The sequence below is a fragment of the Saccharothrix sp. NBAS 001 genome (assembly GCF_056640475.1).
This window is the reverse complement of sequence record NZ_CM153251.1, coordinates 9325476-9338192: the sequence shown is the minus strand read 5'-3', so window position 1 is coordinate 9338192 and position 12717 is coordinate 9325476. Positions and strand designations below refer to the sequence as shown.

Here is a 12717-nt window from a genome sequence, read left to right as displayed (position 1 = left end):
GGCTCGGTGGTGTGCTGGTAGGGCTGGTAGAACACGGGTGTGGCGCGTTTTGACCTGAACGATGTCGAGTGGGCGCTGATCGAGCCGCATGTGCCGGTGGCTGCGACCGGGCCGTTGCCGCGGCGGGTGCGGGATCAGTTCAACGGGATCCTGTGGCGGTTTCGCACCGGGTCTGGTTGGCGTGACGTCCCGGAACGGTACGGGCCCTGGTCCACCGTCTACTCCCGGTTCAACGCCTGGTCCAGGGCGGGGGTGTTCCAGACGTTGATGGACGCGCTGATCGCCGAGGCCGCCTCCCGAGGGCAGGTCGGGTTGGAACTGGTCAGTGTGGACTCCACGATCGTGCGGGCGCATCACGAATCCGCCGGTCTCGCGATCGCAGGGGAGACCCTCGACGCGCTGGAACAGGCGTTGACCGAGGAAAAAGGGGCTCCGTTGCCCACACAACAGAGCGTGCTGCGGGTGATGCGCCGCGGTCCGCGCCGGCCGAGGCGGACACGCCTGCCGATCGGGACCGTGCCGCCCTTCGGCGCCGTCGGAAGGCACGGGCTGCGGCGGCCGGGCTCGGCCGGTCCCGGGGCGGGCTGAGCAGCAAGATCCACGCCGCGGTCGACGCCGCCGGGTTGCCGTTGGCGTTCGTGCTCACCCCGGGCCAGGCAGCGGACAGCCCACGGTTCCAGGTCGTGCTGGACCGGGTCCGGGTTCCCGGCCCGACCGGTCGGCCCCGCACCCGTCCGGACGCGGTGGCCGCGGACAAGGCGTACTCCTCCAAGGCCAACCGGGCCTACCTGCGCCGCCGCCGGATCACCGCGGTGATCCCGGAGAAGACCGACCAACAGGCCAACCGCAAGAACAAGGGCTCCGCCGGAGGGCGGCCCGTGGCCTTCGACCCCGAGCGCTACAAGCGGCGCAACACCGTCGAACGCTGCTTCCAGAAGATCAAGACATGGCGCGGCCTGGCCACCCGCTACGACAAGACACCACAAAGCTACGAAGCCGGACTGCACCTACGAGGAGCGATCATGTGGCTGAGGACCCTGACCCCAACCACATGATCCAAACCCCGAACAGTTCCTAATGCGCACCACGGCCCAGGAGTCAGACAACGTCCTCCTACCCGCCGCCGTCTCGTACGTGCGCACCGAAACGTTCTTCGCCAGCGGCGACCTACACACAGCCTCCCGAGCCCTAGACCAAGCCGCAGACCAGATCCCCACCCGCAACCTCAAGCAGGCAGCAACAGCCGCCGCGTTCGGCTCCCTACACATGCGAGCCGCAGTAGTAGCAGCCCGAGCAGGCAAGGCAGACGTAGCCGCCGACCACCTCCTAACGGCCCGCCACGCAGCCCACACCGCTCCCGAAGGCATCTACCAAGGCACCGCGTTCGGCCCGGCCTCGCTCCGCATCCACGAGCTGGCGGTAGCCGCCGAACTCCGCGACCCAGCAGGCATCCAACGAGCTGCAACGTGGGAGCCCCCGCCCCACCTCCCAGCCGAACGCCGCTCGCACTACTTCATCGACCTGGCGAGAGCCCAGCTAGACCTAGGCCACTACGAAGAGGCCCACATCTGCCTACAAGCAGCCCGCCAGGCCGCCCCAGAACACACCCGCTCCCACCCGCAGGTGCGCCAGGCCCTCTCCGTCCTCCTACGCACGCACCCGTCCCTAAGCTCCGGTCTCCTAGACTTGGCGGCCTGGGCAGGTGCCCGCTAAGCCGGAAACAGCAGCCCCGGCAGATCGTGCAACGAGTCGATCACCCAGTCGGCATCCCGCCGCACCAACGGATCATCGGCCCACAGGTACCCCCAAGGCCCACGCCGGATCAACGCCGTACGCAACCCAGCCGCCTTGGCGGCCACCACGTCGTTGTCCCGATGATCCCCCACGTACAACACGTCCCCAGCGGCCCCCGCAGGCGTCATCCCCACCACCCGCTCAAAGAACCCCACCGCCGGCTTGGCCACACCCCACTCTCCAGAAGTGGCAACCGCATCCACCGGCAACTCCAACTCCTGCAACAACTCCCTCACCCGAGCCGTCTGGTTACCAGCCACCCCCACCCACAACCCCAACTCCCGCAACCGAGCCAACCCACCCCGCACATCGGGGTACAGATCAACCTCTTCGATCCGCTCCCCCACCCCCGCGGCTTCCCGCAACTCCCGCTCCCGAGCAAGATCGAACCCAGGCCGGAAGTACTGGAACGTCTCAGCGTTGTCCCGCCCCGCAGCGGTCACAGCCCCCAACACCGTCGAAAACGTATGCCGAGACACCCCAACCCAGTCAGCCCAGGCACCCCACTCGCGGGAGTCATCCAGCAACGTCTCCCCCACGTCAAACACCACCGCAACGACCATGCCCTAGTCCTACGCCACCCAGCCCCGAGGCGCGACAACACCCCGCCAACACCCAGCGCTCAGGCCCACGACCACGGTGTTCAGAGTTTCTTCTCTTCTTCAAGGCGGCCCCCTCCGGGGGCCGCTGGCCGTTCGTGTCTGTTCAGGCTGTTGCGGGCAGGCTCCGGCGGTGTTGTCGGTCGCGCCAACGTGGGCCTGTCGGCCCACGGGCGCGACACGCGAGGCACCGAAGCCTGCCCGCAACAGCCGGAGGCCACGGCCAGCGACCCCCGCAGGGAACGCTGAAACCAGACCTAATTACTGTTTTGGGCGTTTGCCCGTGAAGTAGGCCGCCGCAACCGCGCCAAGCGCTGTCATGCCGGAACAGATCAGTTGGACCGTCAAAGCCCAGGTCATACTTAGCCCCTAGATGCAAAAACACCGAGCGACGACTGGCCGTCCTGTTGGCCTAGTCGTGCTCGGTGACCCGTCGCGGGGCTATGCGGAGCATCACGCTCCTAGCACCTCACCGTTCAGCTTGCTACTTCGGCTCACTAGCACCCCGAAGGGTAGTCGATCTGTCGCGTCACGCTCATCTCGACCCTGTCCAAAGCACTGGGCTTAGCGTCGGTGTTCAGTTGTGTTGGCGACAGTACAGGCCAACATGGCGGGTGTACAGCACCAAGCCGGGTGGCCGGGGGCGTGCCATCACTGCCCCCAGTCGCGAGGCTGATGTTCCAAGCGTCGTCGATACCAATGAGCACGCTTCGGGCGCGTGCCCCGGGAGGGGTTTACCTCCCAGCGCCGACCTGCGTTGTCGATCAGAAGCGCCCACTTCACCCGACAGTCGACTCCGTGAAATAGGTCAGGTTGCACTGCAGAATTAGGTGCCAGATGCGCGAAGTTGAACTCATTAGACCAGGTCTTTGTATCCTGGGGAGGTATACGCATGCGGTCAGAGAAGATCCGCAGCACCCCCGTTCCTGGCTCAATCGACCATATCGGCAGATCGGGCTTGGATTGCTCATGGTCAGTAACAAACCACCGGGTGTACGCCTCGTAGGCGACGCTAATCACCTCAACGGGCAGATCGGTTGAGTTACGTATGTAAAAATTGATCTTGCATGTTTCGACTCTGCCGTCATCAAGCGGTGACTTGCGCTCCCACTCAGCGGACGTCCAGATGCCCACTCGATCGATCTGGGCGCGTTCGCGCTCGTTTCGGTCGCGCACGAAGACCGAGAACGCGACAAAGAGTGAGCCAGCCCCAATCCAAGCTGGGACGTTGCCCCAGTCCAGTGCCATGGCCGGAACGATATCAGCACCTATGCCCCATTTCGATACACAGGATGGAACGAGCGCGTGGGCCAACACTTGATCGAGCTGGTCAGGGCGCTCGGCTGCCGCACCCGTGGACAGTTCAACGCCTTGACGGCGTCGACCGGTCCACAGGTTTGCCGACGGACGGTGATCCACAGGTCGCGGAACGACGAACAGGGCGAAGAGGTGGCCACCAGTACCCGTGTCGACATATCGAAGGACAGCATGAAATGATTCAGCTCCGCACGATGGAACTTCGACAGCAGAGTCGATTAACGCGATCGAGCCAGCGGAAAACTCAGTCCGTTATACCAAAACAGAATTCTTGCGATAAGTGTCGATATCGAAGCCTGCAACTTTACCTAAGACCATGATCAACGCCATGGCTTACCCTCAAAAAACAACCCCGATCGACCACATGCGACTGCCCGTTGCGCTCAGTACGGTCCGACATTCGCGCAGGCTGCGGGACACATCGAGAGTCGACAGCAACCGATGACGAACCTCGGCTCAAAATCAGCGGGTTCGGGGTTCGAGTCCCTGGCGGCGCACCAAAGGCCCAGGTCATTGACCGGGGCCTTTTGCTTTTGCGGCCAAAGCCCCCACTTTGGGGCGGCCCCCGCCCGATGGCTGAATCGAGTGCATCGGTCCCGGATGGACGGGTGAACGCCTTCCCACGTAGACGTCCTGAGCCATCGACGGCCGCGCATGGCCGAGGACGTCGACGTATCTGTCCCACATTGTCGAGCAACGTCGCGACCGTCCATCGGAATGTCCGGAAGGCTCTAGGCATCCTCGGCATCCTCGGCATCCTCGACGACGGCCCAACCCGCACGCTCGCCGAACTCCAAGCGACGCCACCACGATGAACCCCCACCGCCTAGAGGCCCGCTACGGCGAGCGTTCTAGTGGTCGAAGATGTCGGTGGCGGGATTCCTGGTGGGTGTCCCTGTCGGGTCGACGTACCACTCACGGCCCAGGAGCATCCCGAACGTCCACGCGGGAAGTCGCACGAGCGCGCGCATCACGGGACTCAGACGGCCGTTCCCGACCACCTGCGAACGGTGTGCCGCGAGGGCCGACTGTTTCTGCCTGGCGAACGGCCTTACGTCGATGCGGTGCGTGATGGTCGATCTGGCGCTGTAGGCGGCGGACAGGGCCTTCACGTCGTAGCGGAACGGGATGCGCAGTGCGCGCACGACCTTCACCAACCGCACAACCACCTCGCGGGGCATGGTTGCCTCCAACACGCGCACCCTGACGAGTTCTGCGGCGCGCTTGCCCACCTCGTGCACCTTCACGTGATCACGGTGCCCGTATCCGCCGTTGACGTCGTACCCGAGCAACACATCGGCACCCTCGTCCCGGAGCACCAACGCCAGCCGGATCGCCGCTTCCTCCGTCGCCACGCGCACGAACCGCCGTCGCCCCGGCGGGTCCGGGAACAGCACGGGACCGTGCCCGCTACCCGCGTACCCCAGGCACTCGACCCGGTGCACCCCCAGCAACGCGGCGCTCGCACGCAACTCGTCCATCCGCACCGACGGGCCCGCGACGCCCATGTGGTCCGTCGCCACCACGACGACGACCCGGTGCCCGTCCGCCGCAGCGCGCGCCAGGGTCCCGCCGGTCAGCAGCACCTCGTCGTCCGGATGCGCGTGGAACGCCACAACGGTTGCCATAGGCCCATTCTGGCGTCTTACAGCCCCTCGGCGAGCCCTTCCAAGACCTCGATGAACGCCCGCCGCCGCGCAGCCGGCACCGACGCCAGGAACTCGGCTTCCATGGCGCGCACGCCCGTCCGACAGGCGTCCAACACCGCGCGCCCGTCGTCGGTCAGCGCCACCACCCGGTTGCGTCGGTCCGCCGGGTCGGGTGTGCGGCTGAGCAGCCCGCGCGCCTCCAGGCGGTCGAGGATCGGGATGAGGCGGGTCTTGTCGCGCCGCACCGCTGCGGCGAGTTCGGCCTGCGTGGGCGCGGCCCCGGATTCGAGGGCGGCGAGCACCACGTAATCCCACATCTCCACGTCGTGCGCGCGCAGGATCGGCGCTTCGGCGTCGATCATCGCCCTGGCCAGCCGGGCGAACGACGCCCCGAGGTCGTGGCGCTGTCCGGTCACCCGCAGGACGATACCGCTTGACCAACGATCTACTGGAGTAGATAGTAAGCGCATGCAGACGATTCTGGACCTCCACCGCCGCTCCCTCACCGCGATCCGGCCGATCGTGGCGGGCGTCCGCCCCACCGACCTGCACCTGCCGACGCCGTGCGCCGGGTGGGACCTGAAAGCGCTGCTCGCGCACATGATCGGGCAGGACCACGGCTTCGCCGCCGCCGTGCCAGCCGATGTCGGCGAAGAGGCGTTCGCCCCACGCGAGCCCACGGCCGGCGCACACGAGGCAGGTCTCGCCGTGGTGGCCGCTGCGTTCGCCGCCGCCGACCCCGACCGGCACGTCCTGCTGGCGGAGTTCGAGGGACGGCGGTTCCCGTTGCACAACGTGATCGGCTTTCACCTGATCGACACCCTCGTGCACGGCTGGGACGTCGCCGCCACCCTCGGCGTCAAGACCGACTACGACGACGACCTCGTCGCCGCCGCGCTCGCGCAAGCCGAACTCGTCCCGGACGGCCCGATGCGCACCGCACCCGGCGCGGCGTTCGCACCGGTCCTCCCGACGGCCGCCGGATCGACCGGCTGGGACCGCGTCCTGGCGCTGCTCGGCCGCGACCCCGGCTGGACCGCCTGACCGCCGTTCCCGCCAGGTGGTCGAGCGGGGAGCCGTGCCCACCCGGTCGAGGGCGCGATCAGCCGAAGGCGAGTGCGATCCGCCGGTTGGCCAATAGCCGGGTCCGCCGCACCTCCTGCCCCACCGGCATGTCCGGATTGCGGTCCAGCCGGTGGTAGGACTTGGCCAGCAGCCAGTGCGCCGCCTCCGCGCCGATCTCGTTCAACGATCCCTGCCCACCTAGTTCGTCCCGTGCCGCCTGCACGTCCCGCGTGACGAACGCCTTACGCACCACACCGCCGGACAACTCGTCTATCAGGAACACCATCGCGTGCTCGTCCTCGAACCGGTACGTGCACACCAACGCCAGGTATCCGGCGTCGATCGACCGGTCGCAGATCCACGCGCCGCCCACCGCGAGCGCGGGGGCTTCCGGAGAGCCGTCTGCGGGGACGGCGCTCGCCGCCCACTCACGCGGACGGCCGGTCAGCATCGACGCCAGCACCCGCAGCATCCGGTCGTTGCGCCTGCTGCGCATCGACACCGCGTGCTGCACGACCCCGGCCCAGAACTCCTCGTCCGTCGCCACGTCGGCCACCGCGGCGCTCACCGCGAGTTCCGCCTCCAACGGGTCGGTCAGCTGCGGCAGCGACCGGCAGCCGTCCACGAACGCGCGTTGCGCCGGACTCAACGCCGTCCCCAGTGGACGATGCACCACCACGATCGGCCGCCGCTTGGGGCGCTGCGTCTTCCGGCTCACCGCGCGAGGCTGGCACGCCATACGCCCCGCCGGGCGCAGCGACACCGCACGACGAGGGAGAATCACCCATCGTGGACTCCCTGGGCGAGGCGATCCGACGTGCCGCCGTGAACCGCCGTGCGCCGATACCCCGCACCTCCGGCCTGACGCCGACCGAAGTGGACGGTGCCGTGCACGAAGTGCTGGACCGTGCGTTGGACAACCTGTGGGACCACGGTTGGCTGCCGACCGACGTGTACGAGATCGTCCGGCGCAACGAGGACGAGCGCGCGCTCTCGTTCGTGGTGGACGCCATCGCGCACAACACGTCCCGCTACACGTCGTTGCACCCCCGTTGGACCGAGCAGTTGACGGACATCGGCGCGACGATCTGGTGGGACCGGTCACAGCCCCACCTCGCGCAGTGGGCCGTGAGGCACATCGAGCTGCCGGATGACGCGCTGGCGGTCGTCGTGGCGCTTCTCGCGACCTTGGCGACGTTGCCCGCGCTGCCGACGATCGTCCCCCGGCCCGGCACCCCGCTGGCCGACATCACGCACCACAGCGTGGCCCCGAAGATCCTCAAGCGGGTCCGGTCGCTGCTGGCCAAGGCCGAGTCCACACCGTTCCCGGACGAGGCTGAGGCGCTGTCGGCGAAGGCGCAGGAGCTGGTCACGCGGCACGCGCTGGAGCGGATGCCGTCCGAGCAGCCCACCACGATCTCCCGCCGGGTGTGGCTGGACAAGCGGTACTTCGACGGCAAGGCGCAGGTCGTGCACGTGGTCGCGGACGCCAACCGCTGCCGCGCCGTGGTCTACGACCTGGGTTTCGTGGCGTTGGTGGGCGAGGAACTCGACCTGGAGATCGTGGAACTCCTGTCGGCGTCGCTGCTGGTACAGGCCACCCGTGCGATGGTCGCGGCCGGGGACAAGGCGCGCAAGGGCGACGAGTCCCGCAGCCTGGCGTTCCGGAAGTCGTTCCTGCTGGCCTACGCGCACCGCGTCGGCGAGCGCCTCAAGGCCGCCAACACCCCGCCCGACGACGACCGCCTGCTCCCCGTGCTGGCCGCCCGCAAACGGGCCGTGGACGACCTGTTCTCGACCCTGTTCACCAACACCACGAGCAAGTCGACCGCGATCCGGAGCGAGGCGGGCTGGGACGCGGGCCGCGCGGCGGCCGACCGGGCAGACCTCGACGTCGATCTTTGACCGTCTGACCTGCACGAACCGCAAACTGTCGGTGCCCGTCCGTAATCTCTCCGTCATGACCACGACAGCACTGGACGTCCGCAAGGTCTTCAACGTCACCCAGGAAACCCGATTCCACTTCAACGGGTGGTACAGCAAGCGCAACGGCGTGGTGGAGCACGTCATGGCGCACACCTCCGACACCGTCCTCCGGCTCGCCCCGGAGGAGGTCGTGGACGCCTGCCTCGGCACACCGGGTGCCGGCCCGCCACCGGACATCGTCGACATCCGGGAGTGGCGGCCCGAGTTCGCCTTCACCCACGTGGCCCACCACGTGGTCGAGACGCTGGGCCGATTACCCGGTTGGGAGGAGTTCCGCGAGTTCTGCGAGACCGACGACCGGACCCGGTCGATGCTGTGGACGCCCGCCCAGGAGGCGATCGCGGACGCCCGTGCCGACAAGGCGCAGGCGCGCGATGCCATGCGCCGCAAGGTCCTCGCGGACTTCACCGCGTTCCTGCGGGACATGTACGTGGTCGCCGAACTGCGCCGCAACGGCCTCGACGTGCGCGTGCACCCGCTGGCCGACGTGGTGTTCCGGGTCGACGCGTGGGTGGAGCGCCTCATCCTCAACCCGCGCGGCGGGCCGCAGCGCTCCGAAGACCTGCTGGTGCACGCGATGCCGCCGTTCTTCTTCCACGACCTGGGTTTCACCGAGTACGAGCACGTCGGCGGCGTGCCCCTGCCGACCCGCGCCGGAGTCGTCAGGGCGGTGCGGAGCCTGCGCGCGATCCTGTACCCGCGGTGAGCCATCATGGGCCGGTGGCGAAGCCGGAGACGAAGCTGGACACCACGGACGACGTCCGCGCCCGGATGAGCAGGCAGCGGTCGCGGGACACCGGGATCGAGGTCGCGCTGCGCCGCGAACTGCACCGGCTCGGCCTGCGCTACCGCGTGCACCAACGCCCGGTGCGCGCGGTCCGCCGCGAGGCCGACGTGGTGTTCGGCCCCGCGAAGGTCGCGGTGTTCGTGGACGGCTGCTTCTGGCACGGCTGCCCGACGCACGGCACGTGGCCGAAGAACAACGGCGACTTCTGGCGCACCAAGATCGAGACGAACCAGACCCGGGACGCGAACACCGACCAGCGCCTGGCCGAAGCGGGCTGGCTGGCGGTCCGCATCTGGGAGCACGAGGACCCGGCCGAGGCCGCGGGCCGCGTGCGCGAGACCGTGCTGGCCCGCCGCCCCCGCCGGGTCGCCGCCAAGACCGCCCCGACCACGCCGGACTGACCCGGCGGACCGGTACCGCCGACCGCACCGGCCGACCGCCGCGCCCGGGTCGGGTCGATCGCCGGCGCGCCGGCCCCGCCGCGACCGCGCCGTGGGCTAACCTGACCGACGTGCTGTCCATGATCGACCTGTTCGCCGGCTGTGGCGGCATGACCGCCGGGTTCGCCTCGGCGGGCGGGTACCGGCCGGTCATGGCGGTCGAGTGGGACCTGCACGCGGCGGCGACCTACGCCGCGAACTTCGGCGAGGACCACATGCTCTGGTCCGACATCGCCGCGATCCCGGACGAGCGGATCCCCGAGGTCGACCTGATCGTCGGCGGCCCGCCGTGCCAGGGCTTCTCGAACCTCGGCTCGCGCGACGTCAACGACCCGCGCAACTCGCTGTGGCGCGAGTACCTGCGGTTCGTGCGCACCGCGCGGCCGAGGGTGTTCGTGATCGAGAACGTCGACCGGTTCCTGTCCTCCACCGAGTTCGCCCTGCTCCAGGCCGAGACCGAGGGCTACGAGCTGAGTTCGGGCATCCTGCTCGCGGCCGATTTCGGCGTGCCGCAACGCAGGCGGCGCGCGATCGTGATCGGCTCCCGGATCGGCCCGATCCCGCTGCCGAAGCCCACCCACCCGCGCGGCAGCTGGCACACCGTCCGCGACGTGCTGACCGGCCTCCCGGAGCTGCCCGTGACCACCGCGCTGCCGAAGGCCACGGTGGAGTTCTTCGGCAAGACCATGCCCGGCCGCCACAAGAGCCCGGACCTGCACATCGGCCGCAACCCGACCCCGTTGTCCGTGCGGCGCTACCGGCACGTGCCCCCCGGCGGCGGCCGGTTCGACCTGCCCGACGAGCTGCTGCCCCGGTGCTGGCGGGAGAAGAAGACCGGCACCACGGACGTGATGGGCCGGATGCGCTGGGACGAGCCGTCGCTGACCATCCGCACCGAGTTCTACAAGCCCGAGAAGGGCCAGTACCTGCACCCGCAGTGGGAACCGGGCGAGGACGGCCACCGCGTCGACCGCCCGATCACCCACCTGGAGGCCGCGCGCCTGCAGAGCTTCCCGGACGACTTCGAGTGGTGCGGCACGAAGATCGAGGTGGCGCGGCAGATCGGCAACGCCGTCCCGCCCTCCCTGGCCAGGGCCATCGCCGACCACCTCAAGCCGTACCTCACGGGCAGCCGGCCGAGCACCCCCCAGTGCCCGCTCTGCCCCTGACCAAAGACCCGAAAAACACCCTCTGACCAGCAACGACAGAAATTGTCGTACCCATGCTCTAACGTCATCGCCATGACGACAACCACGTACGAAACCGAAACCAGGATCGGCCCCACCACCTACCGCCTGCGGGCGTTCGCCGATCCCGACCTGTTCGTGGAGGTGTCCGGCACGGACACCTCCGGCCTCCTGGTCGCCGAGGGCAACCTCCGCCTGCCCGCCGGCGCGGGCAGTTCCGTCGGCAAGCTCCTCGGCCAAGTCCTCGACGCCCTGGGCAAACTCGGCGCACCCCCACCCACAGGCGGTCGCCACCGCCCGGCCAACGCCAACCAACCCTGGACCCGCGACCTGGACGAAGACCTCCGCCACACCTGGCTGGCCGCCACCCCCGGCACGCCCGCCGCCGACCTCATCCGCGCCATGGCCAAGCAGCAGGAACGCTCCGCCACGTCCATCCGCTCCCGCCTGGCCAGGGTGGGCTGCGACCCGGACATAGCGGGCCGGCCCCTGAGCCCGGAGGCCGCGAACCTGCTGGGAGTTCAGGGTCGGGATCAGGGCGAGGTCAGGGGCACACCCGATTCGAGGGAGGTGGTCGGCGGGTGATGCTCGTGGGGCAGACGTAGTTCGGAGGAGGGGACCTCACGTGGAAATCACCGGCATCATCTCGGCCCTGTTCATCGGCGTGATCATCGGCGGTCTGGGACGACTGGTCGTGCCGGGCCGGCAGAAGATCTCGCTGCTGATGACCATCCTGGTCGGCATCGCCGCCGCCCTGGTCGGCACGTTCGCCGCCACGGCGCTCGGCGTGGCCGACACGGACGGCATCGACTGGATCGAACTGGCCCTCCAGGTGGGCCTGGCAGGCGTAGGCGTGACGGCCCTGGCCGGCCGCGCCAAGGTCCGCCAAGACCACTGACCTCCTCCCGAACAACCGGTCCACCGGCCGGGTAGGCGCACGCCCCACCGGGCCCCGCCCACCCGGCCCCGGCCTCAGCCTCGGCCCCACCACCTGAAACCAACGACAACAGCAACACCACCACCAGCACCGCCGACAGCCACGGCACTGAACCACCCGAAGGCCAACGCACCACCGCACGGCAACGCACCGTCACACCGGACAGCACCGCACTGCGTCATGCACGCGATCACCGGATGACACGGCACCGCATAAGGCGTGGACAGGCAACACGGGCGGCACAGCACCGGCCGTGCCGCGCCGCGCGGCGCGGCACGGCACCGACGGCACAGCACAGGCGGCTTGGCGCGGCACGGGCGGCACACCACGCGCAGCCCAGCACACGTGGCACAGCACAAACTGCACACGCGACGCGGTACGCACACCACGGCATAGGCGGCTTGGACCGACGGCTCGGCACGGCACGGCGGCCGCACGGCACCGACGGCTCGGCGCAACACGGGTGGCGCGGCACGGGTGGCGCGGCACGGCACGGGCGGCGCGGCACGGGCGGGTCGGCACAGGACCGGTGGCTCGGCGCGGCGCAACGCGGGCGGCGTGGGGCAGGCTCGGCATGAGGCGGCGCGGGTCAGGCTGCTGCCTGTCGGGCGCTGCGGCGCTGTCGGGTGCTGCTGCCTGTCGGGTGCTGCTGCCTGTCGGGTGCTGCTGCCTGTCGGGTGCTGCTGCCTGTCGGGTGCTGCTGCCTGTCGGGTGCTGCTGTCTGTCGGGCGCTGTCGGGTGCTGCGGGCTGAGTCGTGCGGCACTCGGGGTCGGCGGAACGGCGAAACGATCATCGGCCGGGCTGCGGTCGCGGAACGGCGGCCAGCGGGGCTGCAGTCGGCGAGGCGGCGGTAGTGGGCACCACCTAGAGTCCTGTGGGTGTTGGTGCTGCACGGCCTCTGCGCGGCCGACGGTCGTCCGGCGCTGTGGGCGGAGGATTCGCGGCTGCCGGCACG

12 protein-coding genes and 1 pseudogene are annotated in these 12717 nt (G+C 69.1%); 8 read left to right on the top strand and 5 right to left on the bottom strand.

Features of this window, described 5'->3' with window-relative positions:
* Positions 1-39: 39 nt before the first annotated feature.
* Positions 40-1055: pseudogene (locus AC0HI0_RS42150) on the top strand (IS5 family transposase).
* A gap of 654 nt (positions 1056-1709) precedes the next feature.
* Here AC0HI0_RS42150 and AC0HI0_RS42145 read toward each other — a convergent pair.
* The 4 genes from AC0HI0_RS42145 to AC0HI0_RS42130 all read right to left on the bottom strand — a co-directional run bounded on the left by AC0HI0_RS42145 (position 1710) and on the right by AC0HI0_RS42130 (position 5775).
* Positions 1710-2357 (bottom strand): HAD family hydrolase, encoded by a 648-nt coding sequence (locus AC0HI0_RS42145; protein ID WP_480929056.1) that lies wholly within the window; start codon positions 2355-2357, stop codon positions 1710-1712.
* Positions 2358-3044: 687 nt separating this feature from the next.
* Entirely contained in the window at positions 3045-3641 is a 597-nt protein-coding gene (locus tag AC0HI0_RS42140; RefSeq protein ID WP_480929055.1) for a hypothetical protein, read from the bottom strand.
* A 920-nt stretch (positions 3642-4561) separates the two neighbouring features.
* On the bottom strand, positions 4562-5338 hold the full coding sequence (locus AC0HI0_RS42135) for a PIG-L deacetylase family protein (protein WP_480929054.1): 777 nt from the start codon (positions 5336-5338) through the stop codon (positions 4562-4564).
* 17 nt (positions 5339-5355) lie between these two features.
* On the bottom strand, positions 5356-5775 hold the full coding sequence (locus tag AC0HI0_RS42130; RefSeq protein WP_480929053.1) for a MarR family winged helix-turn-helix transcriptional regulator: 420 nt from the start codon (positions 5773-5775) through the stop codon (positions 5356-5358).
* A 52-nt stretch (positions 5776-5827) separates the two neighbouring features.
* Between AC0HI0_RS42130 and AC0HI0_RS42125 the strand changes: the two genes are divergently transcribed.
* Complete coding sequence (locus AC0HI0_RS42125; protein WP_480929052.1) at positions 5828-6403, top strand: TIGR03086 family metal-binding protein; 576 nt, start codon at positions 5828-5830, stop codon at positions 6401-6403.
* Between the two features lie 58 nt (positions 6404-6461).
* Here AC0HI0_RS42125 and AC0HI0_RS42120 read toward each other — a convergent pair whose 3' ends face one another.
* On the bottom strand, positions 6462-7142 hold the full coding sequence (locus tag AC0HI0_RS42120) for a hypothetical protein (protein ID WP_480929051.1): 681 nt from the start codon (positions 7140-7142) through the stop codon (positions 6462-6464).
* 71 nt (positions 7143-7213) lie between these two features.
* Between AC0HI0_RS42120 and AC0HI0_RS42115 the strand changes: the two genes are divergently transcribed.
* The 6 genes from AC0HI0_RS42115 (at position 7214) to AC0HI0_RS42090 (ending at position 11722) form a co-directional block, all read left to right on the top strand.
* Positions 7214-8329 (top strand): DUF2786 domain-containing protein, encoded by a 1116-nt coding sequence (locus tag AC0HI0_RS42115; protein ID WP_480929050.1) that lies wholly within the window; start codon positions 7214-7216, stop codon positions 8327-8329.
* 55 nt (positions 8330-8384) lie between these two features.
* Entirely contained in the window at positions 8385-9116 is a 732-nt protein-coding gene (locus AC0HI0_RS42110; RefSeq protein WP_480929049.1) for a hypothetical protein, read from the top strand.
* Positions 9117-9181: 65 nt separating this feature from the next.
* Positions 9182-9598, top strand: a complete 417-nt coding sequence (locus tag AC0HI0_RS42105) for a very short patch repair endonuclease (protein WP_480934509.1) — start codon at positions 9182-9184, stop codon at positions 9596-9598.
* 119 nt (positions 9599-9717) lie between these two features.
* Positions 9718-10806 (top strand): DNA cytosine methyltransferase, encoded by a 1089-nt coding sequence (locus tag AC0HI0_RS42100; protein WP_480934508.1) that lies wholly within the window; start codon positions 9718-9720, stop codon positions 10804-10806.
* Between the two features lie 72 nt (positions 10807-10878).
* Positions 10879-11409 (top strand): hypothetical protein, encoded by a 531-nt coding sequence (locus tag AC0HI0_RS42095; RefSeq protein WP_480929048.1) that lies wholly within the window; start codon positions 10879-10881, stop codon positions 11407-11409.
* Between the two features lie 40 nt (positions 11410-11449).
* Positions 11450-11722: a GlsB/YeaQ/YmgE family stress response membrane protein gene (locus AC0HI0_RS42090; protein ID WP_480929047.1), complete on the top strand. Its 273-nt coding sequence runs from the start codon at positions 11450-11452 to the stop codon at positions 11720-11722.
* Positions 11723-12717: the final 995 nt, after the last annotated feature.

Excerpts from the sequence above, each read along its gene's own strand:
- AC0HI0_RS42145 (WP_480929056.1), bottom strand. The coding sequence starts at position 2,357 with ATGGTCGTTGCGGTGGTGTTTGACGTGGGGGAGACGTTGCTGGATGAC.
- AC0HI0_RS42140 (WP_480929055.1), bottom strand. The coding sequence starts at position 3,641 with ATGGCACTGGACTGGGGCAACGTCCCAGCTTGGATTGGGGCTGGCTCA.
- AC0HI0_RS42135 (WP_480929054.1), bottom strand. The coding sequence starts at position 5,338 with ATGGCAACCGTTGTGGCGTTCCACGCGCATCCGGACGACGAGGTGCTG.
- AC0HI0_RS42125 (WP_480929052.1), top strand. The coding sequence starts at position 5,828 with ATGCAGACGATTCTGGACCTCCACCGCCGCTCCCTCACCGCGATCCGG.
- AC0HI0_RS42110 (WP_480929049.1), top strand. The coding sequence starts at position 8,385 with ATGACCACGACAGCACTGGACGTCCGCAAGGTCTTCAACGTCACCCAG.
- AC0HI0_RS42105 (WP_480934509.1), top strand. The coding sequence starts at position 9,182 with ATGAGCAGGCAGCGGTCGCGGGACACCGGGATCGAGGTCGCGCTGCGC.
- AC0HI0_RS42100 (WP_480934508.1), top strand. The coding sequence starts at position 9,718 with ATGATCGACCTGTTCGCCGGCTGTGGCGGCATGACCGCCGGGTTCGCC.
- AC0HI0_RS42095 (WP_480929048.1), top strand. The coding sequence starts at position 10,879 with ATGACGACAACCACGTACGAAACCGAAACCAGGATCGGCCCCACCACC.